The organism is Synechococcus sp. MU1617 (genome assembly GCF_020514235.1).
In the GTDB taxonomy this organism is placed as follows: Bacteria; Cyanobacteriota; Cyanobacteriia; order PCC-6307; family Cyanobiaceae; genus Parasynechococcus.
In genome coordinates this window covers 252,410-275,043 of sequence record NZ_VTLB01000002.1, presented here as the reverse complement: position 1 = coordinate 275,043, position 22,634 = coordinate 252,410, and the positions used below count along the sequence as shown (strand labels likewise).

The 22,634-nt window shown below is 61.6% G+C and carries 23 protein-coding genes; 8 read left to right on the top strand and 15 right to left on the bottom strand.

Features of this window, described 5'->3' with window-relative positions:
• The first annotated feature begins 33 nt into the window (after nucleotides 1-33).
• Nucleotides 34-2,157, top strand: a complete 2,124-nt coding sequence (locus tag FZZ90_RS05290) for an HAD family hydrolase (RefSeq protein ID WP_226424696.1) — start codon at nucleotides 34-36, stop codon at nucleotides 2,155-2,157.
• Here the strand turns inward: FZZ90_RS05290 and purT are convergent.
• A complete protein-coding gene (gene purT, locus FZZ90_RS05285; RefSeq protein WP_226424695.1) occupies nucleotides 2,143-3,321 on the bottom strand; it encodes a formate-dependent phosphoribosylglycinamide formyltransferase in 1,179 nt (392 codons plus the stop codon). The genes FZZ90_RS05290 and purT overlap by 15 nt on opposite strands.
• Before the next feature lie 119 nt (nucleotides 3,322-3,440).
• Here purT and FZZ90_RS05280 point away from each other — a divergent pair, with 119 nt between their 5' ends.
• On the top strand, nucleotides 3,441-4,031 hold the full coding sequence (locus tag FZZ90_RS05280) for a L,D-transpeptidase (RefSeq protein WP_226425027.1): 591 nt from the start codon (nucleotides 3,441-3,443) through the stop codon (nucleotides 4,029-4,031).
• Nucleotides 4,032-4,117: 86 nt separating this feature from the next.
• On the opposite strand, the gene FZZ90_RS05275 is transcribed toward FZZ90_RS05280, so the two are convergent.
• Nucleotides 4,118-4,717: an alpha/beta hydrolase gene (locus tag FZZ90_RS05275; protein ID WP_226424694.1), complete on the bottom strand. Its 600-nt coding sequence runs from the start codon at nucleotides 4,715-4,717 to the stop codon at nucleotides 4,118-4,120.
• 171 nt (nucleotides 4,718-4,888) lie between these two features.
• On the opposite strand from FZZ90_RS05275, the gene FZZ90_RS05270 reads away from it, so the two are divergent.
• Nucleotides 4,889-5,311, top strand: a complete 423-nt coding sequence (locus tag FZZ90_RS05270) for a M23 family metallopeptidase (protein ID WP_226424693.1) — start codon at nucleotides 4,889-4,891, stop codon at nucleotides 5,309-5,311.
• Between the two features lie 4 nt (nucleotides 5,312-5,315).
• On the opposite strand, the gene FZZ90_RS05265 is transcribed toward FZZ90_RS05270, so the two are convergent.
• The 4 genes from FZZ90_RS05265 to FZZ90_RS05250 all read right to left on the bottom strand — a co-directional run bounded on the left by FZZ90_RS05265 (nucleotide 5,316) and on the right by FZZ90_RS05250 (nucleotide 7,474).
• The gene (locus tag FZZ90_RS05265) at nucleotides 5,316-5,483 is read right to left on the bottom strand and encodes a hypothetical protein (RefSeq protein WP_006851462.1); all 168 of its coding nucleotides are present in this window, start codon (nucleotides 5,481-5,483) and stop codon (nucleotides 5,316-5,318) included.
• Nucleotides 5,483-5,731 (bottom strand): hypothetical protein, encoded by a 249-nt coding sequence (locus FZZ90_RS05260; RefSeq protein ID WP_115094718.1) that lies wholly within the window; start codon nucleotides 5,729-5,731, stop codon nucleotides 5,483-5,485. Before FZZ90_RS05260 ends, FZZ90_RS05265 begins: the two co-directional genes overlap by 1 nt.
• Before the next feature lie 301 nt (nucleotides 5,732-6,032).
• On the bottom strand, nucleotides 6,033-7,067 hold the full coding sequence (mraY, locus tag FZZ90_RS05255; RefSeq protein ID WP_226425026.1) for a phospho-N-acetylmuramoyl-pentapeptide-transferase: 1,035 nt from the start codon (nucleotides 7,065-7,067) through the stop codon (nucleotides 6,033-6,035).
• A gap of 137 nt (nucleotides 7,068-7,204) precedes the next feature.
• On the bottom strand, nucleotides 7,205-7,474 hold the full coding sequence (locus FZZ90_RS05250; protein ID WP_006850710.1) for a DUF3134 domain-containing protein: 270 nt from the start codon (nucleotides 7,472-7,474) through the stop codon (nucleotides 7,205-7,207).
• Between the two features lie 59 nt (nucleotides 7,475-7,533).
• Here FZZ90_RS05250 and FZZ90_RS05245 point away from each other — a divergent pair, with 59 nt between their 5' ends.
• On the top strand, nucleotides 7,534-7,767 hold the full coding sequence (locus tag FZZ90_RS05245) for a hypothetical protein (RefSeq protein WP_226424692.1): 234 nt from the start codon (nucleotides 7,534-7,536) through the stop codon (nucleotides 7,765-7,767).
• Nucleotides 7,767-8,978 carry an argininosuccinate synthase gene (locus FZZ90_RS05240; RefSeq protein ID WP_226424691.1) on the top strand — a complete coding sequence of 404 codons (1,212 nt, stop codon included), beginning with the start codon at nucleotides 7,767-7,769 and terminating at the stop codon, nucleotides 8,976-8,978. The genes FZZ90_RS05245 and FZZ90_RS05240 overlap by 1 nt, the downstream gene beginning before the upstream one ends.
• Here the strand turns inward: FZZ90_RS05240 and FZZ90_RS05235 are convergent.
• From FZZ90_RS05235 to FZZ90_RS05220, 4 genes are all read right to left on the bottom strand, one after another.
• Entirely contained in the window at nucleotides 8,970-9,317 is a 348-nt protein-coding gene (locus FZZ90_RS05235; protein ID WP_226424690.1) for a hypothetical protein, read from the bottom strand. The two genes, FZZ90_RS05240 and FZZ90_RS05235, sit on opposite strands and share 9 nt — an antisense overlap.
• A gap of 41 nt (nucleotides 9,318-9,358) precedes the next feature.
• The gene (gene rpsF / locus FZZ90_RS05230) at nucleotides 9,359-9,733 is read right to left on the bottom strand and encodes a 30S ribosomal protein S6 (protein ID WP_226424689.1); all 375 of its coding nucleotides are present in this window, start codon (nucleotides 9,731-9,733) and stop codon (nucleotides 9,359-9,361) included.
• Between the two features lie 80 nt (nucleotides 9,734-9,813).
• Complete coding sequence (locus FZZ90_RS05225) at nucleotides 9,814-10,326, bottom strand: Tic20 family protein (protein WP_226424688.1); 513 nt, start codon at nucleotides 10,324-10,326, stop codon at nucleotides 9,814-9,816.
• On the bottom strand, nucleotides 10,316-11,185 hold the full coding sequence (locus FZZ90_RS05220; protein WP_226425025.1) for a shikimate dehydrogenase: 870 nt from the start codon (nucleotides 11,183-11,185) through the stop codon (nucleotides 10,316-10,318). Before FZZ90_RS05220 ends, FZZ90_RS05225 begins: the two co-directional genes overlap by 11 nt.
• A gap of 116 nt (nucleotides 11,186-11,301) precedes the next feature.
• Here FZZ90_RS05220 and dnaK point away from each other — a divergent pair, with 116 nt between their 5' ends.
• Nucleotides 11,302-13,209: a molecular chaperone DnaK gene (gene dnaK, locus FZZ90_RS05215; RefSeq protein WP_226424687.1), complete on the top strand. Its 1,908-nt coding sequence runs from the start codon at nucleotides 11,302-11,304 to the stop codon at nucleotides 13,207-13,209.
• A 43-nt stretch (nucleotides 13,210-13,252) separates the two neighbouring features.
• Here dnaK and FZZ90_RS05210 read toward each other — a convergent pair whose 3' ends face one another.
• Together FZZ90_RS05210 and psbQ are read right to left on the bottom strand one after the other, a co-directional pair.
• Nucleotides 13,253-14,305 (bottom strand): FAD-dependent oxidoreductase, encoded by a 1,053-nt coding sequence (locus FZZ90_RS05210; protein ID WP_226424686.1) that lies wholly within the window; start codon nucleotides 14,303-14,305, stop codon nucleotides 13,253-13,255.
• A 14-nt stretch (nucleotides 14,306-14,319) separates the two neighbouring features.
• On the bottom strand, nucleotides 14,320-14,769 hold the full coding sequence (psbQ, locus tag FZZ90_RS05205) for a photosystem II protein PsbQ (RefSeq protein WP_226424685.1): 450 nt from the start codon (nucleotides 14,767-14,769) through the stop codon (nucleotides 14,320-14,322).
• Between the two features lie 74 nt (nucleotides 14,770-14,843).
• On the opposite strand from psbQ, the gene purU reads away from it, so the two are divergent.
• Nucleotides 14,844-15,698: a formyltetrahydrofolate deformylase gene (purU, locus tag FZZ90_RS05200; RefSeq protein ID WP_226424684.1), complete on the top strand. Its 855-nt coding sequence runs from the start codon at nucleotides 14,844-14,846 to the stop codon at nucleotides 15,696-15,698.
• A complete protein-coding gene (locus tag FZZ90_RS05195; protein WP_226424683.1) occupies nucleotides 15,695-16,972 on the top strand; it encodes an O-antigen ligase in 1,278 nt (425 codons plus the stop codon). Before purU ends, FZZ90_RS05195 begins: the two co-directional genes overlap by 4 nt.
• On the opposite strand, the gene FZZ90_RS05190 is transcribed toward FZZ90_RS05195, so the two are convergent.
• From FZZ90_RS05190 to acnB, 3 genes are read right to left on the bottom strand one after another with little or no spacing between them, the layout of a single operon-like run.
• Nucleotides 16,890-18,476, bottom strand: coding sequence for a radical SAM protein (locus FZZ90_RS05190; RefSeq protein WP_226424682.1), 1,587 nt, complete (start codon nucleotides 18,474-18,476; stop codon nucleotides 16,890-16,892). The genes FZZ90_RS05195 and FZZ90_RS05190 overlap by 83 nt on opposite strands.
• A 56-nt stretch (nucleotides 18,477-18,532) precedes the next feature.
• Nucleotides 18,533-19,978, bottom strand: a complete 1,446-nt coding sequence (locus FZZ90_RS05185) for a ClC family H(+)/Cl(-) exchange transporter (protein WP_226424681.1) — start codon at nucleotides 19,976-19,978, stop codon at nucleotides 18,533-18,535.
• An 18-nt stretch (nucleotides 19,979-19,996) separates the two neighbouring features.
• A complete protein-coding gene (gene acnB / locus FZZ90_RS05180) occupies nucleotides 19,997-22,579 on the bottom strand; it encodes a bifunctional aconitate hydratase 2/2-methylisocitrate dehydratase (RefSeq protein ID WP_226424680.1) in 2,583 nt (860 codons plus the stop codon).
• Nucleotides 22,580-22,634 lie beyond the last annotated feature (55 nt).

Below are 22,634 nucleotides of genomic sequence, written 5' to 3'. Positions count from 1 at the left end.
TTTGCGTTCCGTTGTTGTTTGTGAGGTGAGCGAATGGGGATCCGGTTGTTGCATCTGCATCTTCACGGCCTGTTTCGTTCTCATGAGCTTGAGCTGGGACGGGATGCTGATACCGGTGGCCAGACGTTGTACGTCCTGGAGCTCGCGCGCAGCCTGGCTCAGCGGGCCGAGGTCGATCAGGTTGATGTGGTCACTCGCCTGATTCAGGACCGTCGGGTTCACCTCGATTACAGCCAACGGGAAGAGGTCATTGGTCCGGCTGCCCGCATCCTGCGCTTTCCCTTTGGTCCGAAGCGGTATCTGCGCAAGGAGTTGCTTTGGCCCCATCTCGAGGAGCTGGCTGATCAGCTGGTGGAACATCTGAGCCAGCCCGGCCAGAGGGTTGATTGGATTCATGCTCACTACGCCGATGCCGGGCTGGTGGGTGCTTTGGTCAGTCAGCGATTGGGGATTCCGCTTGTCTTCACCGGCCATTCCCTCGGTCGGGAGAAACAGCGACGTCTCCTTGCCAGTGGCCTGGATCGCTCTCAGATCGAGCAGACCTATGCCATCAGCCGCCGAATCGACGCTGAAGAGCGTGCTCTGGCCCAGGCGGATCTTGTGATCACCAGCACCCGTCAGGAGGCGGATCAGCAGTACTCCCGCTACGGCCACTTTCAGGCGGATCAGGCGGAGGTTGTGCCCCCCGGGGTCGATGCCACCCGGTTCCATCCCCACAGTTCATCGCAGGAATGCTCCGCGCTGCAAAGTCTGTTGCAGCCTTTCCTAAGGGAGCCGGATCGTCCGCCCCTGCTTGCGATTTCCCGTGCGGTGCGGCGCAAGAACATTCCCGCGCTGGTGGAAGCCTTTGGCCAGTCGCCGGTGTTGCGGCAGCGTCACAACCTGGTGCTTGTGCTGGGCTGTCGGGATGACCCGCGTCAGCTCGAGAAGCAGCAGCGTGATGTGCTTCAGCAGGTGTTCGATCTGGTGGATCGGTTTGATCTCTATGGCCAGGTGGCTTATCCCAAACAACACAGCCGTGCCCAGATTCCCGCTCTTTACCGCTGGGCGGCGCGTCGTGGAGGGCTGTTTGTGAACCCGGCGTTGACCGAACCTTTCGGACTCACCCTTCTGGAGGCCGCGGCCTGTGGTTTGCCGATGGTGGCCACCGATGATGGCGGTCCACGGGACATCCAACTCCGCTGCGACAACGGTCTTCTGGCGGACGTCACCGATCCTGGTGCACTTCAAGAGGCCTTGGAATTGGCCGGCAGCGATCGCTCCCGTTGGCGTCGTTGGAGTGACAACGGGGTTGAGGCCATCAGTCGCCACTTCAGCTGGGATGCCCATGTGTGTCAGTACCTCGCCCTGATGCAGCAGAAGATCCGCGTGTCACCTGTTCGTCCGATGTCGGTGGTGCGGCGGCCAAGTCCCGTCTCCAGGCTGTTGGCGTTGGATCTTGACAGTTGCTTGGAGCTGCCGGAGGAACGCTCCTTGGCGCATCTGCGCGATCGGCTTCATGCCGAACCTTTTGCCGCCTCGACAGGCTTGGTGATCCTCACGGGGCGGTCGCTGGATCAGGCGCGTCAGCGCTACCAGGAGTTGCATCTTCCCGACCCCAAGGCCTGGATCTGCCGTGCTGGGACCGAGATTCACCACAGGCTGGATCGTGCAGAAGATCCCGTTTGGGCGCAGCGCATCAGCCAAGCCTGGGATCGCGAGGCTGTTCTCGCAGCGATGGGGCAACTCCAGGAACACCTTCAGCTTCAGGAGTCTGATCATCAGAGTCACTTCAAGGTCAGCTACCTCTTGCGTGCCTCCAACCGCGGTCTGATTGGTTTGGCCCGTCAGTGCTTGCGCCGCCATGGTTTGCAAGCTGAACCCCAGCTCCGTTGCCACTGGTTCCTGGATGTTCTGCCCCAGCGCGCATCCCGCAGCGAGGCCATCCGTTTTCTGGCCCAGTCTTGGCAGCTCCCCCTGGACCAGGTTCTGGTGGTGGCCAGTCAGCAGGGGGATGGAGAATTGCTGGAGGGTTTGCCCGCCACGGTGGTTCCTGCGGATCATGATCCCTGCCTGTTGGGTCAAAGGACCCAGCAGCGGGTGTATGTGTCGAAACGCCCCAGTGTTGGAGCCGTGCTGGATGGCTTAACCCACTACCGGTTTTCAGGCAGCCGTTGATCCTGGGATCACGGTTACACAGGCGGCTGCCCTGTCGGCCTTGGCTTGTGCTTCCTTCCGATCTCCTCCCCTTGCCAGGGCTACACCCATCCGCCGACCGGGGCGGGCCGTGGGCTTGCCGAACAGCAGCAATTGGGTGTCAGCTTCCGTGAGCGCTTGTTCGACCCCTTCAAAAGCGACGGAGTCCATTTTTGTTTGGGACAGGATCACTCGGCTGGCGGCGGCATCAGCTGCCGTGATGGTGGGGATCGGCAGACCGAGAACAGCGCGCAGGTGCAGTTCGAATTCGCTCAGGTTCTGGCTGATCAGGGTGACCAGGCCTGTGTCGTGCGGCCGTGGAGACAATTCGGAAAAAATCACCTCATCGCCACAGAGGAAAAATTCCACACCGAAGAGGCCGGCACCGCCCAGGTTGTCGGTGACGGTCTTGGCCATGGCCTGGGCCTGACGCAGTTGTTGGTCGGTCAGTTGCGCCGGCTGCCAGCTGCACTGATAGTCCCCTCCTTCCTGTTCGTGGCCGATCGGTGCACAGAACAGGGTTTCGCCATTGCGCTGACGGATGGTGAGCAGGGTGATCTCCAGATCAAAATGGAGAAATTCCTCCACGATCACTTGGGTTGAGGTGCCCCGTGCGCCGGCCATGGCGGCCTCCCAGGCTTTGGGTAGATCGTCCGCACAAGCCACCACGCTCTGGCCTTTGCCGGAGGAACTCATCACCGGTTTCACCACGACGGGCCAGCCCAGAGGTTCCGCCACCGCTGTGAGTTCCTCAGCGCTGGAGGCATAGGCGAACCGGGCGGTGCGGAGACCGAGTTCGCCGGCCGCCAGGTCGCGGATGCGGTCTCGGTTCATCGTGACGGCCGTCGCACGGGCCGTTGGAATCACGGTGATTCCCTCTTGTTCGAGTTCCGCCAGGGCATGGACGGCGAGTGCTTCGATTTCTGGGATCACCACGTCGGGTTGGTGGCGCCTGACCACCTCAAGCAAGGCATCGGCATCGGTCATCGGCAGCACTTCGGCCACGTCAGCCACCTGCATGGCCGGGGCCCCGTCATAGCGATCACAGGCGATCACCTGGCAGCCAAGCCGTTGGGCAGCAATGGCCACTTCCTTGCCCAGCTCCCCGCTGCCCAGCAGCATCACGGTGCGTGGAAACGACGGCATGGTGATCCTTGAACGGCCTGCCTGCATCATCAATCAATGCAAGTCCTGAGACTTTCCGCAGCCTTGAGTGCAGGGCCCGATCTCCCGCTAGGTCAAGGATGCGTTCTTGATTGAGTCCAGTGCTTCGGGCGACGTTGTTGGCGGTTTTGGCTGGAGCCTGTCTCCAGCTCGGGCCTGCCCAGGCCAGGTCTGCGGATCCCATTCCACCGGTTGCCCCCTGGCTTAGTGATGCGGAGGCGCTGGCCTTGTTGCCTGCTGCTGTTCGTTCCCGTTCCACCAAGCAGCTGGTGCTGCATCGTTCCAGCCGTCAGCTGATCCTGCTGGAGCAGGGACAGCTTCGTTTGCGTGTGCCTGCTGCGGTCGGCACGCAAGGCTGGGAAACGCCTCTCGGTGAGCATCGGGTGCTATTCAAAGCGGTGGATCCCGTCTGGCGGCATCCAGGCACCGGTGCTTTGGTTCCCCCCGGCGGTAGAAATCCCCTGGGATCCCGCTGGATTGCTTTCTATCAGGACTGTTCCAATCCCGGTGGTTGGGATGGCGAAAAGGTGGTGCAGGTTCGCGGCTGCTCCCACGTCGGCTTGCACGGCACGCCCCATCGTTGGACCGTTGGACGGGCCGTGTCCCATGGATGTGTTCGCCTCTACGACGAACACATCCAGAGGGTCTTTGACCTTGTGGATGTGGGGACGCCGGTGGTGGTTCTGCCTTGATGGTTTTGTCTTGACAGACAGGGACATAAAAAAGCCCTGGGTGGACCCAGGGCTCGGTGGACGTGTTTTGTCGTTCTGCCTTTAGATCACCAGAGTCCCTGAACGGGAGCAGCGGGAGCGGGCTCGGGGGCCTTGGCGGTGTAGGCCTGGATGCAGGCCGGGGTGTTCATGTACCAGCTGAGCAGTGAGGTGTCCTTGTGGAAATCACCTTGCACATCGGCATTGCAGACCTTCATGGCACCTTGCAGGCGCTGGTCGGTCGGCAGCTTGGCCATCATTCCGTAGCTGGAAAGCTGGCCATCTTCAGCATCAAGGATGATGGCACTGCGAACGGCCTGCAGATCGTTCTGCTGGCTGTAGTACGGGTGATAGTTGCCGTTGATGCTTTCTTTCAGGAAAGCCTCGCCTTCAGTTGAGTAGAGGAAGCGGGTGACGTCTGCAACGTCGACGTCGTACTGCTTCTCCAGACCCACCTCGAGTTCTTCACGGGTCCAACCGGACAGATCGCTCAGATCTTCAGGAACGGGATTGGAGACGGCTTTTTTGCCACCGATGGGCAACAGCACGTTGGAGCGCACGAAACCGTTGGTGACGGTGCGGGCGGTTTGCTTGGGAGCGGCGAAGCTGGGAAGTCCAGCAGCGGCGACCATCAGTCCGGCGCCGGTGAAGAGAAGTGCTCTGCGCATGAGCTGCAGTTGATTTGCCTTCGAACCGTCGCCAGACCGCCCGGGAAGTGGCCTGGAAGCACAGGGTTTTTTTCCTTTTAAGAGAGCGTTAAGGAAAAACGAGAATGCTGTCTTTTCTCTGACGGAAGGGACTTTGTCTTAAGATTCTCTTCCAATTCTCGTTTTGATTGTTTGCTCGGTCTGTTTGCCGCGTTGCTTGTGCCGATGTCGGGTGTGGTGACCCAAGGCGTCGAACAGGACCATCCAGCCTTGGACATCTCCTGCCGTGTTGGTCGCCCTGTGCGTGCCGCTCATGACGGGGTCGGTCGGAGTCGCTGGACAGCGACCCACGGATGGACGTTTCATCTGGCTGGGGCAGGCGTCAAGACGCGTTACAGCCATCTCAATGCTGGTGCCCCAGCAGGCTCCTACGACCGCGGCGAGATCATTGGTCTTTGCGGGAACACGGGCCGTTGGTCGACAGGTCCTCATCTGCATTTCGAAGCAGAACCCCTGCATCTCCTGGACGTGCTCGAGAGCCCCAACGCAGAGCAGTTGAAATCGATGGAGCAATCGCCTCAATGGCGTCAGCGCTCGGTGGAAGCGAGCCGCTAAGGGCTCAGTTCGAATCGGTACTGCTCTGACGGCGCACTTCTCCGATCAGCCATACACCCATAAATCCGAGCGACGACACACCGAAATAGATCAGCACCCACCGCAGAACCCGATCTGGATCGGCAGCTGCGTTGGCGAGCAGCTCAGCGGTTTTGGCAAGCAGGTTGTCCATCAGTTCTGAAGATCGGGGATCAGCGTGAGTTGGCGGACCGGTGATTCCTCGCTGACGAAACCCCAGGCTTCAAACACGGTGGGATCGGGATGCGTGATGCGCTGCTCCGTTCCATGGCGTTCCAGTTGGAACCCTTCGCTCGACATGCGCCGCATCAAACTGGCCGACTCCTCAAAGCGGGCAGCCATCGCCTCGAGGCTTGAGCAGTCAGCTGTGAGACCGGATTCACGCCAGGTGAAGTAGGTCATCTTGCCCTGCTGCCTCAAAACATGACTTTAAGGGATTTAAGCGGCATGAGGCTTTCGTTCTGAACATGAAAAATCCCCTGAGTATCTGGTAGGTCGTTCAGGCCTTCCTTCATTCAGGGCGCTTAAGTGTGGTCACTCCAAAATATAAAAATGTCGATCATTTTTTCTGCGTCAGGTTCAATCTTTTTCCGAAGATATTGGCTTTGTTTGGTGCGAAACTAAATTTAATCTTATTGGCGATCTGAATCACTGCATCATTGAGATCGCTTCAAAATGATGCTCCTTAGGATTGGATCAAAGATCAGGGACGCAGAGCCAGTCCGAGAACGACAAGCCCTGCTGTGACAAGCCAGAACGCAGGCACCACGCTTCGTTCATTGGCGCCCCCCAGCTCAAAATGGTGATGGAGTGGCGCCATGCGGAACACGCGTCGCCCTTGCCCATCAGGGCCTTTCGTGGCCTTAAACACCCAAACCTGGATGATCACGGAGAGGGATTCCGCCACGAAGACGCCTCCCATTACCAGCAGGGGCCAGAGGCTGTTGGACAACAGGGCCACACCGCTGAGGGCGGCCCCCATCGCCAGGGATCCCGTGTCGCCCATGAAGGCTCGAGCTGGGTTTCGGTTGTGCACGAGAAACCCAAGCCATGCCCCGGCCATGGCCATGCAGAAGCCAGCCAAGGCGGGATCTCCGTTGTCTCCTCGCAGCATCAGTTGAAGTGCCAGACCCGTAAACACCAGTGCTCCGCAGCCGCTGGCCAAGCCATCCAGGCCATCGGTGAGGTTGGTGGCGTTGCTCTCCGCCAGAACGACAAACAGCCCCAGCGGCCAGATCAGCAGTCCCAACGGCAGTTCAAGGCCAAAGGGCAAAGCAATGCTGCTGCTGATCCAGCCCTGCCAGGCAGCGATGGCAAGAAAGGCAGCCGCCGCCATGGCTTGCAGCAGCAATTTCCCTTGTGCTGTCAGGCCTGTATTGGTGTGTTTGGTGAGGCTGCTCCAGTCATCGATGCCGCCGATCAGCATGAACGCCAAGGTGAGTCCGGCCAGGCTGAGCAGTTGTTGCGACGCCACGGCGTCCCGTGTGATCAAGCTCCCGAGAATGACCCCAACGGGAACCACAAGAAGGCCCCCCATCGTTGGGGTTCCCGCCTTGCTCTGATGGGCTTTGGGGCCTTCCACACGGATGAACTGCCCCATCTTCAAGCGACGCAGAAGGGGAATGCCCAAGGCTGCAGTCGCTGTTGCGCAGACCGCTGAAATCAAGAGCGGCAGGCTCAGTTGCGCATTGGTGATCCATTTGTCGGCTGCAAAGCTGGTCATCAAGACCACCAGCATCAGCAAGCTGGCACTCAATGAGCCGTTCTCCCACCAAGAACGGTGGTTCGAATCCGTGGATTGCAAAGTGGCACTGGACTGGTCGCTGGGACCCTAGGTGAGTCGCTCAGGGTCGACCAGTCAGTGCTTGGGGGACGTCAGTCCTCCCACTGCTCCTCGTTTTGCTCGTCATCCTTGTTGTAATCCTCTTTCTCGCCCATGAGCGCAGAGAGTTCTTCCTCTTCGACGGTGCTCACTTCAGGTGATCCGGATTCTTCGTCGGCAACGAGACGACCGCTGGTTTCGAGCCAGGACAGGAGGTCGGGCTCCTCACGCAGGGGCAGCACGGGCGCAGGGTCGCGGCGCCCGTAGCGGGTGAGGGACGGGTTGACGCTGTCCAGGGCGTTTAAATCAACCAGAGCGCTCATGCAGGGAGGGACGCGGGCCAATCGACCACGATAGACCACGTGCTGTTTTTGGCCCGCCCTTGAACAAATCTGCGCTGCTCGTTTTTCTTTGGGGCCTGGCCCTGCTCATCAGTGCTGGCCTGCATTGGTGGGGTTTGCAGCGGCCTGAACCGTTGCAGACCTCTTGGGCGCTGGCGCTGCTGCTGGTCTTTTCCCCGGCGCTGGCGTTGGCTGGATGGTTGCTTGTGGATTCCTCAAAGGTGGCGGCCGGCGAGACGAGAGAATCAGACGATTGTGATCAGGAGACCCATTGATGGGCCGCGCCAAGAAGGTGGTACTCGCCTATTCCGGGGGAGTGGATACCAGTGTTTGCATCCCCTACCTCAAGCAGGAATGGGGTGTGGAGGATGTGATCACATTTGCCGCTGATCTCGGCCAGGGCGATGAACTGGAGCCGATTCGTCAGAAAGCGCTAGATGCCGGTGCCAGTCAGTCGCTGGTGGGAGATCTGATCGAGCCCTTCATTAAGGATTTCGCTTTTCCGGCGATTCGTGCCAACGCCCTCTATGAAGGCCGTTACCCCCTCTCCACGGCCCTGGCGAGGCCTCTGATCGCGAAGCGCCTGGTGGAGGTGGCCAGGGAAGTGGGTGCCGATGCTGTCGCCCATGGATGCACAGGCAAGGGCAACGATCAGGTGCGTTTCGATGTGGCCATCGCTGCGTTGGCACCGGATCTCAAGGTGCTCACCCCAGCCCGTGAGTGGGGCATGAGCCGTGAGGAGACCATCGCCTATGGCGAACGCTGTGGTCTGCCCGCACCGGTGAGCAAGAAGTCGCCCTACTCGATCGACCTCAATCTGCTGGGCCGCAGCATTGAGGCAGGACCCCTCGAAGACCCGATGGTGGCTCCGCCGGAGGAGGTGTTTGCGATGACGCGATCGGTGGAGGCTGCTCCGGATGTCTCTGAAGAGATCGAGATTGCTTTTGAAGCAGGCAATCCTGTGGCGATCAACGGTCAGCAGCTGGACCCCGTGGCTTTGATCCGTGAAGCCAACCGTCTGGCGGGCACCCATGGCATTGGCCGCCTCGACATGATCGAGAACCGGGTGGTGGGGATCAAATCCCGGGAGATCTATGAAACGCCCGGGCTGTTGCTGCTGATCCAGGCCCACCAGGAACTGGAAAGCCTGACCCTGGCTGCCGATGTGCTGCGCAGCAAGCGGCAATTGGAAATGCAGTGGGCTGACCTCGTCTACCAGGGGCTTTGGTTTGGCCCCCTCAAGAATGCTTTGGACGGCTTCATGGACCGCACCCAGATCACCGTCAATGGTGTCGTTCGTCTCCGGCTGCACAAAGGAACGGCCACGGTCACCGGACGCGGCTCAGCAGACAGCAGTCTGTACGTCCCCGAAATGGCCTCCTACGGCAGTGAGGATCAGTTCGATCACCGCGCTGCAGAGGGCTTTATTTACATCTGGGGTCTGCCAACCCGACTCTGGTCAGCATCCCAGCGCCGTTCAAGCTGAGCGCTGCAGTTTCTGCAGGAACTTGGGAAGCCTCAGAACCGGAAAACGCACAACGTTGTCGGGTTCTGAGCTTCCAGGCAGGGCCGGCTGAGACCGCTCGATCTGTTCTTGATCAACCTGTTCAGCCAGAAGTTGATAACGCTCCATAAAGGGCTCAAGCCGCTGTTGGAAGCGGCGTTCAAAAACGTCTGGCAGTTCGGCCAAAAGCTCGTTGTAGGCCTTGATCTCGCCCTCGAGCTCTGAAATTCTTTTTTTCAGCAATCGAATCACTTCAGCGTCGCCATGACGCTCGTTCCACACAGGTTCGGTTGGCTGAGGTTGGTCGTGTTTCGAATCCATGGGCGGACGGTATCGCCCACCCACGAATCCAACAATGCTGATCAGTCAGCTGATGCAGCGGCTTCGGCTTGTTGCTGTTGAGCAGCTTCGCTGCCCGGCATCACCCGAGGTGCGGGAAGGGGGCCGTCCTGCTTCACGGTCAGATAGCGGATCACGTCTTCACTGAGACGCATCGCTTTCTCGAGCACAGCAACTTGCTGGCCATCGCCGTTGTGGCTCAGCTGCACGTAAATGCCTTCCTTGTGCTTCGCAATGGGGTAGGCCAGACGGCGCTTGCCACGCATCTGGTTATCCAGAACGTCGGCACCAGCTTCCACGAGCATGTCGCGGTACTTGGTGACGTGGCTTTCAACTTCCTCCTCCGGAATGTCCGGACGAAGGATGTACATGGTTTCGTAATACGGATCGTGCGTCATGGGCAGCACCTAAGGGGCATCAGGCTCACCGGAGTGAGCGACGGATCCAACACCTTATCCCCTGGTGTGTCCCCGCACCTTCAGTAGAGCTGCATGCGTACGGCCTGGCTGATGCCGGGCAGATCAGGTTCGCGCCCGCGCCAGCACTCCACCAGGGCGAACAGAAGGATCGCCAGCACCGCCACCACGATCGTGCTGGAGAGGGTGCCCAGAAGCAGGCTGCCCCCAGCAATCGGTTGCAGCAGGATGCCAAACGCGAAGCTGAGCACAACGATCACGATGTCGGTGAGCAGGGCCTGCAGCGTGTTGAAGCGCAGGAAGTAAGGAACGGCTGGATTCCGCACTACCGCCAGAAACAGCACGAAGAAGAGCAGCAGGCCACCGAAGGGAACTCCCCGATCCAATTGGATCAGCGGTACCGCTGGAACGATCAGCAGCCTCAGCAACGGGATCTGGTTGAACACGCCGTCAGCCCCGAGGCCAAACGGAATGGCATCACTCCAGGGGAGCAGGTACACCAGCGGTGCAAGCAGCCGCTGCCAGAGGGGAATCTGCACGGTGGAGCTAGGGATTGTTTGGACCTTAGGCCGCAAGCGCAGTCACGGCGGCGCTTCGCATCGCCACGACAGGAACGTCATTGCGATCACTCCAGAGCCGCAGCGATGCAGCGCCCTGCTGCACCAGCATCTCAAGGCCATCGATGCAGCGATGGCCCCGTTGTTGCCCAGCGGCGAGCCAGCTGGTGGGCCTTGGGGTGTAGATCAGGTCGTACAACACCGCCTCTCCGTTCAGGCCTGACCAGAGTTCGGCCCCCAACGGCATCGCTTCGGGGTCACCGTGCTGTGCCATGCCCACCGGGGTGGTGTTCACAACGAGAGCCGCTTGAGCCACGCTCTCGTTGAGCTGAACAGCGTTGTCGAGACAGGCCGTCAGAGGGGCGTGGCCCTGCTGCAGATCAGTAATAAAGGCTTGCAGTGCCTCGCTTCGCCGTCCCACAACGGTGATGCTGCTGAGGTTCAGGGTCTGCAGACCGGCGACCACTGCTCGAGCTGATCCGCCGCAGCCGATCACCACGGCATCGCGTCCTGCCCAGGCGTCGTTGGCACCGAGGGGTGCCAGAAAGCCCTCCACGTCGGTGTTGGTGCCGAACCAGCCACCGCCTGTCCCTGGGATCAGGGTGTTGACGGCACCGAGTCGTTGCGCCAACGGGCTCAGCTCCTCGCAGAGTTCGGCGATGGCTTGTTTGTGGGGGATGGTGATGTTGAGGCCCTGGCAGCCCACGGCCCTGAGACCCTTCAACACCTGATCAAGGCTTTCGCTTTCGCAGGGCAGGGCCAGGTAGCGCCAGTTGAGCCCCATGCTTTCGAGGGCTGCGTTCTGCATCACTGGTGAAAGCGAGTGGCTCACTGGATTGCCAAGCAGGCCCACAAGGCTGGTGCCGCCGTTGATCATTGCCAGGGCCGGATCGCTCCACCAGCCTGCCTGTTCGGGAACCACACCTCGCCTGTCAGAGGGTCTGCTGTGGAGGATGAGCCCATTCAAATCACCATTTCTGGAGGTGGGCACCGATGGGCAAGGTTGTCGGCATTGACCTTGGCACTACGAACAGCTGTGTTTCCGTGATGGAGGGCGGTAAGCCCACCGTGATCGCGAACGCCGAGGGCTTCCGGACCACGCCCTCCGTGGTTGCATACACCAAGAACCAGGATCAGCTGGTGGGTCAGATCGCCAAACGTCAGGCGGTGATGAACCCAGACAACACCTTTTATTCCGTCAAGCGTTTCATCGGCCGTCGGGTTGATGAGGTGAATGAGGAGTCGAAAGAAGTGAGCTACGGAGTTGAGAAGGCTGGCTCCAACGTGAAGGTGAAGTGCCCGGTTCTCGATAAGCAATTCGCGCCTGAAGAGGTTTCCGCTCAGGTGCTGCGCAAACTGGCTGAGGACGCCGGTAAGTACCTCGGCGAAACCGTTAGCCAAGCGGTTATCACCGTTCCGGCTTACTTCAACGACTCCCAGCGCCAGGCCACCAAAGACGCCGGAAAGATCGCTGGCCTTGAGGTGCTGCGCATCATCAACGAGCCCACCGCCGCGGCTCTGGCCTACGGCCTCGACAAGAAGAGCAACGAGCGCATCCTGGTCTTCGACCTGGGCGGCGGCACCTTCGACGTCTCTGTTCTGGAAGTTGGCGACGGCGTGTTTGAGGTGTTGTCCACCGCTGGTGACACCCACCTCGGCGGTGACGACTTCGACAAAGTGATCGTTGATCACCTGGCCGAGACGTTCAAATCCAACGAAGGCATCGATCTGCGTCAGGACAAGCAGGCCCTGCAACGCCTCACCGAAGCCGCTGAAAAAGCGAAGGTCGAGCTGTCCAACGCCACCCAGAGCGAGATCAACCTGCCGTTCATCACGGCCACACCTGAGGGTCCCAAGCACCTCGATCTCACTCTTACCCGCGCCAAGTTCGAGGAACTGGCCTCGAAGCTGATCGACCGCTGCGCCATGCCTGTGGAGCAGGCGCTCAAGGACGCCAAGTTGTCCTCCGGTGAGCTGGACGAAATCGTGATGGTGGGTGGTTCCACCCGCATCCCGGCTGTGCTCGAACTGGTCAAGCGCATCACCGGTAAAGACCCCAACCAGACGGTGAACCCCGATGAGGTGGTGGCTGTCGGTGCTGCCATTCAGGGCGGTGTTTTGGCCGGCGAGGTAAAGGACATCCTTCTGCTCGACGTCACGCCCCTCTCCCTGGGTGTTGAAACCCTCGGCGGTGTGATGACCAAGATGATCACCCGCAACACCACGGTTCCCACCAAGAAGACCGAGACCTACTCCACGGCTGTGGATGGTCAGACCAATGTGGAAATTCACGTGCTCCAGGGTGAGCGCGAGATGGCGTCCGACAACAAGTCACTTGGAACCTTCCGTCTCGATGGCATCCCCCCGGCTCCCCGGGGCGTGCCTCAGATCGAAGTGACCTTCGACATCGACGCCAACGGCATTCTCAGCGTCACCGCCAAGGACAAGGGCAGTGGCAAGGAGCAGTCCATCTCGATCACCGGTGCGTCGACCCTCTCGGATTCCGAGGTCGACAAGATGGTCAAGGACGCCGAGGCCAATGCCAGCGCTGATAAGGAGAAGCGCGAGAAGATTGACCTTAAGAACCAGGCCGAAACCCTCGTCTACCAAGCTGAAAAGCAGATGGGCGAACTGGGCGACAAGGTCGATGCCGACGCCAAGGCGAAGCTGGAGGAGAAGCGCCTCAAGCTCAAGGAAGCCACCGAGAAGGACGATTACGACGCGATGAAGACTCTGCTGGAGGAATTGCAGCAGGAGCTCTACACCGTGGGTGCTTCCGTCTACCAGCAGGAAGGGGCTGCAGCTGGTGCGCCTGGTGCTGATGCCGGTGCTGGTGCCAACGCCGGTGGTGGCGACGCCAGTGACGATGTCATCGATGCAGAGTTCACCGAGACCAAGTGATCGGTTGAGCCACCAACGCGTTAGGGCCCTGTGGGGCCCTTTTTTATGCCTGTTGAACGGCAGCGGCGACCCACTCAGCGGTGCCAGGCGTGAGCAGAACGCCGTTGCGGTAGTGCCCACTGGCAAGGATCAACCCAGGTTCCAGCTCTTCCAGCAGAGGGGCCGGGCGATCCACGGGCCGGGCTCGCAGTCCGCTCCAGTGGCCAACCACCGTGGCTGAGCTCAGCCACTCCGGTGCGCGCTCATTCAGGCTGCGCATCAGAGTCAGAGGATCCTCTGAAGCGCGATCGCCCGGTTCCACGGTGGCCCCGAGCAGCAACTGTCCGGGTGCGGTGGGAATCAGGTTGAAGCCCTGATCCACCAGCACCGAGGGCCAGTTGCTCCACGCCGTCGGATCCGTTGTCAGTTGGAGCGACAGGGCCTGGCCCAACACCGGTGTCATCGGTCGGGCATGGCCCAGGGGTTCCAGCAAGGCATCCGAGCACAGTGCTGTGGAGAGCACCACAAGGTCGTGAACGGAGCTGTCTCCGTCGGTTCGATGCACACGCCAGTGGTTGTCGTTGCGCTCCAGACGGACCACCGCCGTGGCATTCAGCGCCACACTTTGCACTGCCAGCGCCTGCCGAAGGGCCAGTTGCAGCAGCAGTGGATCCACCCGACCGTCGTGACGAGAGTGGAGGCCACCGTGGCTGGCCGTCGGCCAGATCGCTGCTAGATCGGCGTTGGACACCATGTGTAGCCCCAGGTCAACGCGCTGGGCGGCCAGCGACTCCATCCGCTCAGCCGTTCGTTCGTCCTCGGCGATTTGCAGCAGGCCTGGGTGGAGCTTGAGCTCAGGCTCGTGAGCCTGCAGCGTTTCGATCCACTGCGGCCAGAGCTCCATGCTCCGGCGGCGCAGCCTCCAGCCTCGTCCGCTGCTGCGGCGAAACACGTGACCCATCAGCACCCCGAGGGATGCCGATGTTCCACTGAGATCGTTTGCTGATCCCTCGCGATGAACGGGTTTGTTCAGGCGAGGGTCGTAAAGGGAAACATCGTGCCCTTGCTGGGACAGATGCCAGGCGGTGCCGAGGCCGATGGCCCCGGCACCAATCACTCCAACGGAGCGGCTCAGCTGAAGGCCTCAGCAGGGATCAGATCGCTGTAGGCATCAAAGCCGGCAGCTACTGCGCTGTAGGACTTCTGCAGGCGGCTGAAGTCCTGCAGGCGTGCGGCTTCATCCAGATCAGCCAGAGCTTCTTTCAAGGAGCGGGCCACCTTGGTGGCCTCCTTGCGCTCGCTCTTGTCGAGGCGCTGATTGATGTAGAGCATTTCACGGCTCACTTCCTGCATGGGGCCATGCAGAAGGTTGCGGGTGAAGACCCAATCCTTTTCGCTGACCAGCCGGGCCAGATCAGGGAGACGGGATTTTGCGTCTTCAAAGGCTGCGGCTTGGCGGCGGATCACGCCCAGATCGTCAGGACTGATGCCGGCAGCATTGACAGCAGCCGGGGCCATAAGACCCAGGCTCAAAGCGACGCAGAGGCAGAACGCGGCAAGGCGGCTCAGAGCCTTCAGCATGGTGATTGAAAATTTGCTTGCGACTTTAACCAGCCCCTCCCGCGCGGGAGAATTTTGTTTTTCAAAGCGTTGTTGTGAGTGACGCCACGGTCATCCTTCAGATGATCTGCCCCGATCGGCCGGGCCTGGTCAGCGAATTGGCGGGTTGGGTGGCAGCCAACGGTGGCAGCATTCGTCATGCCGATCACCACACGGACGCGGGAGCTGGGTTGTTTCTCAGCCGGATTGAGTGGCAGCTCCAGGGATTCGGCATACCCCGGGATGTGCTTCCTGAAGCGGCTCAGGCGCTGGGACAGCGGCTTGGTGGGGAGGCGCAGCTCCACTTCTCAGACGAGTTGCCTCGCGTGGCGATTTTCGCCAGCAAGCAGAGCCACTGCCTGCAGGACTTGCTTTGGCGGGTTCAAAGCGGGGAGCTGCCGATGCAGGTTCCACTGGTCATCGCCAACCATCCCGACCTGGAACCCCTGTGCGCGTCGTTTGAGGTTCCTTTTATTTGTGTTCCGGTTAGTCGGGATACCAAGGCGGAAGCGGAGCAGCGGATGCTGCAGCTGCTGGAAGAGAACGAGGTTGAACTTGTGGTTCTGGCCAAATACATGCAGGTGCTGAGTCGTGATTTCCTCGAGCGTTTCCCCCAGGTGATCAACATTCACCATTCATTTCTGCCTGCGTTCAAGGGCGCTCAGCCGTACCACCGCGCCTGGGACCGTGGGGTCAAGCTCATCGGCGCGACGGCCCATTACGTCACTGAAGATCTTGATGACGGACCGATCATTGAGCAAACCACCGTTCCCGTCAGCCACCGGGACGAGGTGGAGGATTTGATCCGTAAGGGCCGTGACACGGAACGTCTTGCCTTGGCGCGGGCCCTTCGCCTGCATCTGCGCCGTCAGGTGATGGTGTATCGCGGGCGTACGGCTGTTTTTGCATGACTTCTGATCGCGGCGGTCAGGCCTTCCGGCTTGGCCTGTTTCTGCTCCCCTCCAGTGCTTTGCTCTCGGGCATCTGCCTGTTTGTGGCCTGTGTGAGCGGCAGTCGGGGTCGGGATCGGCCTGTTTGGCAGGCCCGCTGGACCCAGCCATTTCTGCTTGCTGCTGTGTTGATGCTGGTGGGGGCGCTGGGGGCGGAAACAGGATCTCTGGCCTGGGCTGGGTTGGGCAATTGGTTGCCTTTTTTCTGGGCCTTCTGGGCCTTTCAGCCCCATTTGGCCAGCGAACAGCAGCGCCGTCAGGCCGCTTGGATGCTGGTGGCTGGCACCTTGCCGGTGCTGCTCACCGGCCTGGGGCAAATGTTTCTGGGTTGGCAGGGACCCTGGCAACTTGGAGGTGGCGCCATCATCTGGTTCGTCGCTCCCGGTGGTCAGCCTCAGGGGCGACTCTCTGCCCTGTTTGATTACGCCAACATCGCGGGTGCCTGGCTCGGGGTGGTCTGGCCATTGATGCTCGCGGCTGTGCTGCGGCCGGATGGCTGGTGGCGGCGTGGTGCTGCTCTGATGCTCACGCTTTCCACAGTTCTGGCCGTTGTTCTCACCCAGTCGCGCAATGCCATGGGAGCGCTGGCTTTGTCGGTTCCTTTCGTGATGGGCCCGATTCAGTGGTTCTGGTTGCTCCCCCTGCTGCTGCTGCTGGCCTCTCCGTTGTTGTTGGTGGTGCTCCCCGGTGTCCCGTCCGGATTGCGCCAACTGGCAATGGCCTTAGTGCCCGAGCCGATCCTTGATCGACTCCTTGAACGGGGAGGGCCCACCGCTTGGAAACACACCCGTCTGGGGCAGTGGGGGTATGCCTTGGAGTTGGTTGCCGCCCGTCCCTGGCTGGGCTGGGGGGCAGCCGCTTTCAGCGTTCTTTATCCGATCTATGCGGCCAAGCGTTGGCATGGCCATTCCCACAATCTCCCCCTGGAGTTGGCGATCAGCCACGGCCTTCCGGTGATGCTGTTGGTTGTCGGGACGGTGCTTCTGTTGCTGGTGGTGGCTCTGCGGCGCGGAATCCTGCAGAAAGCACCCATGGAACGGGCCTGGTGGACCGCCACACTTGTGTTGGTGGCGATGCATGCCACCGACCTGCCGTTTTTCGACAGTCGGCTCAACATCCTGGGCTGGACGCTGTTGGCCGGTTTGGCTGCCTTCAACCAGGAGGTGGAACAGACTCCACCCCCAAGGCCTGATCGTGATGATCCCGCAGCGTCGCCGGAGCCAGGGGCCCCCTGAGGTGGGTCCAGGGGAGGGTCGTTGAAGCCTCCCATGCGTCGTGGATCACCCTGCTCCAGGGCGGCGGTGGTGGCAGGGCTGGTCCCGGCATCGGCTGGAGTTCGCCGTTGAGAGCAGCCCGGTAGGTCTTCTTCCAGCCGCCCATGCTTTCGCGGCCCTCGCCAACGGCTGCGATCACCGGCGCCAGGCGACGATCGCTGCGGGAGAGCAGGGCCTGAATCACGCTCCAGCCATAGCTCTCTGGGCGGAACTCGATTCCCTTCGGTTTCAACCGTTTGGCCAGACGTTTGAGGCGCTTCTCGGCTTCCGGTCGGACGCCCTGCCATTGGAAGGGCGTCTGGGCTTTGGGCACAAAGGTGCTCACCCCAAGGGTGAAGCGCAATCCAGCGGTTCCTTTCTTGAGCGCCAGCAGAAGATCCGCCGTTGCCTCGACGTCGTCATCCGATTCCGTCGGCAGGCCCACCATCCCGTAGAGCTTGAGACTTGAGAGGCCGCCCTGTTTGGCATGGCAAGCCGCTTCATGGATGGCCTCAGTGGTGAGTTTCTTGTTCACCACCTCGCGCATCCGCTCACTGCCGCTTTCAATGGCGATGGTGAGGGAGCGGCTGCCCCGTTTGGCCAGGATCCGACCCAAATCAGGGGTCACGGTGGCGGCCCTCACCGAGCTGACGCTGATACGGGTGTCATCGAAACGGTCCTGATCCAACCAGTGGAGCAGGTCGGAGAACTGTGGATGCTGGGTGACGGAGGCCCCCAGTAGGCCGAGGCGTTTTGTGGCTTGAAGGCCTTTCTCCACGGCCGGGATTAGGCCGTCATCCAACGATGGTGTCCGAAACGGCAGCGTCAGGTAGCTGGCCAGACAGAACCTGCATAGTTCAGGACAACTGCGCACCACTTCCACCATGTGGATGTCGGGCCAAGCGGCCTCGGGGGTGACCACCGTTGAGTGACTCAAGGTGTTCCCGCGCCAGGTCTGTTTTTCCACCAGGGCTGGAACCGCTGGATCGATCGGTTCCACGGCAATCAGCTCCCCGTCGGGGTCGTACTGCGGGGCATACAGCGACGGCACGTACACCCCCGGCACCTGAGCCAGCTGTCGCAGCCGCTCCGCTCGCGGTGCCTGTCGGCAGTTCTGCAGAGCATCGATGAAGGCGGGCAGCAGCAGCTCGCCGTCCCCGAGCAGCACGGCATCAAAAAACGGTGCCAGGGGCTCAGGGTTGGCCGTGAGCACCGGTCCGCCGCCGAACACGATTGGGTCCTCATCTCCCCGCTCCAGGGCCCAGACCGGAATCCGCTGGTTCTGCAGCAGCTCCGGCAGCACCGGTCCATCCAGTTCCCAGCTCAGGGAGAGCCCGAACAGATCGATGTGGCGTGGCATCGGATCACCCTGGTCGGTGAACAGCCGGCGCACGTCCACATCCGACCGCTGCGCAAGCGTTGCCCAGACGATCTGATAGCCGAGGCTGGTGATCCCCACGGAATAAGTGCTGGGAAAGGCCAGCACGGCCTTCAGGGCCTCGGGGTCCGGCGTGGCCGGATCGAACAGCAGCGTTTCGTTATTCAGCTGGGGCCTCCTGTTGGGCCTGATGGCGGGGATGGCGGCGTGAACGGACGTCTGTAGCGGTTGAGCTTCATCGCCATCCGATCTTCTGAGTCGAGTTCCATGCCCATCTGACGTTCGTAGATCGAGTGGGGGTGGAACAGTCGGGCGATGACGAAGCTGGTGAGGCAGGCCACCAGGATCGGTTTCAGGATCAGCAGATCCTTGGTGAGGGCAAAGGCCAGGAACATCGCCGAGATCGGCGTACGGGAACAGCCTGCAACGAAGGCACCCATGCCAGCGAACACGTAAGTGGTGGGCACGTGGCCGGTGAGGGCCTCAACGCCAATGCCGCCGGCCAAGCCAATGGCTCCTCCCAGCGTCAGCATCGGCATGAACAGTCCCCCTGGGGCTCCCGAGCCCGCCGCCAGACCGGTGCTGAAGAAGAGCACCACAAAGCTGGCGAGGGCCAGGCTGATGTCGGCCTTGCCGGCTCCGATCAGGTGCTTGAGTTCGCTGGGGTTATGGAAGGCATCCGGCAGGGCCGCATAGACGCAGCCCAGAACGAACCCGCTCAAGGTCATGCGCAGGATCAGTCGGTCTCCGAACCAACGGTTGCCCTGTCGTTGCATGGTGAGCACGTAGCGGGTGTAGAGCTCCGCCAGCACACCGATCACCACACCGAGAGCGACCAGATACAGCAGATCAACAGGCAGGAAGCGCACCAGGGGGGTGTATTCCCGTTCCAGTTGAAACCCGATGGTGCTGTTGAGCCCGCCGCCCCCGGGGTTGAGACCAAGAAAGCCGAGCACATCCGCCAGGGTGTCGGCCGAGAACGTGGTGATGATCACCAGCAGCAGGACCACGGGCCTCGCGGAGTGGAGCAGCTCCTCGATCGCGTAGATGAATCCACCGATCGGAGCGCTGAACACAGCGGCAATACCGGCACCGCCACCGGCGGCCACGATCACCCGGCGAAAGGCCACCGGCGCCCGCAGCCAGCGGGACATCTGCCAGGCCACGGAGCCGCCCATCTGAACGGCGGGGCCTTCCGGGCCCAGGGGGAAGCCTGAGCCGATCGCAATGATGCCGGCCACCAGTTTCACCAGGCCTACCCGCAGCCCCATCGGCACCGACCGGTGGCGTAGGAAGCCCATGATGTGGGTGATCCCGGCTCCGCCAGCGGCCGGAGACAGGTTGGTGATCAACCAGGCCGAGACCATCCCGCCGATGGCGCCGAGGGCGGGGAGCACCACCCATGCTGGAAACTCATCGAGCAGATCGAGCCGCCAATCCCGCAGCAAGTTGATGCCGCTGGTGAAGAGCAGGCCGGTGATGGCAGCCCCAAGGCCCGTGAGCGCCAGAGCCAAAACCACCACCAGCCAGCGGCGTTCCAACATCCTCCTGATGCTCCGGCTGGAGCCCAGGAGGTGGCGTCGTTGTTTGGGTTCGCTCAGGGCTGGCACAGATGAGGTGATCCGGGATCAGGCCTGAGCCAGAACGGTTGCTTCGTCGTCAGCACTGACCACCCGCCCCTGGTCTTCAAAGCCGCTGATCTGATCGAAGTTCAGGTAGCGGTAAAGCTCGTCGGAGAGGGGATCGATCTTCTCGGCCGCAATGCTTCGGTATTCGTCTGGGGTGGGGATGCGTCCCAGCTGGGCGCAGACGGCGGCCAGTTCGGCGCTGCCCAGGTACACCTGAGCACCTTTGCCCAGGCGGTTGTTGAAGTTGCGGGTGCTGGTGGAGAACACGGTGGTGTTGTCCTCCACGCGGGCCTGGTTGCCCATGCAGAGGGAGCAACCCGGCATCTCCATGCGGGACCCGGCGGCTTCGAAGGTGGCGTAGTAGCCCTCCTCTTTGAGGGTCTCCTCGTCCATTCGCGTTGGGGGGCAGACCCAGAGGCGCGCCGTGTTCTGGCCGGCGCCTTCCAGCACCTTGGCCGCGGCGCGGTAATGGCCGATGTTGGTCATGCAGGAGCCGATGAACACCTCCTGCACAGGGTCGCCAGCCACCTCGCTGAGCAGCTTCACGTTGTCGGGGTCGTTGGGGCAGGCCACCACCGGTTCGGTGAGCTCGTCGAGGTTGATCTCCAGCACTTCCGCGTACTCAGCGTCAGCGTCAGCGCTCATCAACTGCGGGTTTGCCAGCCAGGCCTCCATCTCTTTGATCCGGCGGGCCAGGGTGCGGGCGTCGCTGTAGCCGCGGGCGATCATGTTTTTGAGCAGCGCCACATTGCTGCGCAGGTATTCGCTCACCGTGTCTTCGGAGAGCTTGATCGTGCAGCCGGCGCAGGAGCGCTCGGCACTGGCATCGGTGAGTTCGAAGGCCTGTTCCAGCTTCAGGTCGGGCAGCCCTTCGATCTCCATGATCCGGCCGTTGAACAGGTTTTGCTTGTTGGCCTTCTCAACGGTGAGCAGTCCCCGCTGAATGGCCACCCAGGGGATGGCGTTCACCACATCCCGGAGCGTGACGCCCGGTTGCAGGGATCCGCTGAAGCGCACCAGAACCGATTCCGGCATGTCCAGCGGCATGGCGCCGATGGCGGCCGCAAAGGCCACAACCCCAGAGCCGCCTGGGAAGGAAATGCCGAGTGGGAAGCGGGTGTGGCTGTCGCCGCCGGTGCCGACGGTGTCGGGCAGAAGCATCCGGTTTAGCCAGCTGTGGATGATGCCGTCACCGGGCCGAAGGGCCACGCCACCGCGCTGGGCGAAGAAGTCGGGCAGTTCGTTCTGGGTCTGCAGATCCACCGGCTTCGGATAGGCGGCGGTGTGGCAGAAGCTCTGCATCACCAGGTCGGAGGAGAAGCCCAGGCAGGCCAGTTCCTTCATTTCGTCCCGCGTCATCGGGCCGGTGGTGTCCTGGGAGCCGACGGTGGTCATCAGCGGTTCGCAGCTGGTGCCGGGTCGGACGCCCGTGAGACCGCAGGCCTTGCCCACCATCTTTTGCGCCAGGGTGAAGCCCTTACCGGTGTCTGCTGGGGCTGAGGGGCGGATGAACAGATCCGAAGGGGTGAGTCCAAGCTTGGCCCTCACCTTGTCGGTCAGGGCGCGACCGATCATCAGGGGGATGCGACCGCCGGCCCGCACCTCGTCGCTGATCGTGGTGGGTTTCAGGTCGAACCGACTCACCACGCTGCCGGCCCGTTCGATCGTGCCGGCGTGGGGGCGAATGGTGATCACATCACCGGTGTTCAGTTCGGTGACATCGCATTCGATCGGCAGGGCACCGGAGTCTTCAGCGGTGTTGAAGAAGATTGGGGCGATCTTGCCGCCAAGGATCACGCCGCCCGCCCGTTTGTTGGGCACATGGGGGATGTCATTACCGGTGTGCCAGAGCACTGAATTGATGGCGCTCTTGCGGGAGCTGCCGGTGCCCACCACGTCGCCGACGTAGGCCACGGGATGGCCTTTTTCTTTCAGGGTCGCGATGGTCTTCAGGCCCTCTGGATCCCGGGTCTCGAGCATCGCCAGGGCATGGATAGGGATGTCCGGCCGGGTGGTGGCGTGGGTGGCCGGCGACAGATCGTCCGTGTTGGTTTCGCCTTCGACCTTGAACACCGTCACGGTGATGCTCTCGGCCAGTTCAGGTTTGGAGGTGAACCACTCGGCAGCGGCCCAGCTGTCCACTACTTGCTTGGCAAAGCGGTTGTCCGCTGCCAGATCCATGACTTCATTGAATGCGTCGTAGACGAGCAGCGTTCGGCTGAGTCCCTCAGCAGCACAGCCAGCCAGCGCAGCGTCGGAGTGCTTCAGCAGCTCGATCAGGGCGGCGACGTTGTATCCCCCCACCATCGTTCCCAGCAGGCGGGTGGCTTCCAGTGGTGACACCAGGGGGCTCTTGGCGTCTCCCTGAGCCACGGCGCTGAGCCAGGTGGCCTTCACGTAAGCGGCTTCATCCACACCCGGGGGGATTCGTTCGCTCAGCAGGTGCAGCAGGAATTCCTCCTCGCCGGCGGGAGGGTTCTGCAGCAGTTCGGTCAGTCCCTGGGTCTGCTCGGCGTTGAGCGGAAGAGCGGGAACGCCCTGGGCTTCCCGGGCGGTGGCCAGCTCGCGGTAAGCGCTCAGCATGGAGATCTCTGTGCAGGGATGATCACCATTCTTCCGGACCGTGTCTGTTGCCAGT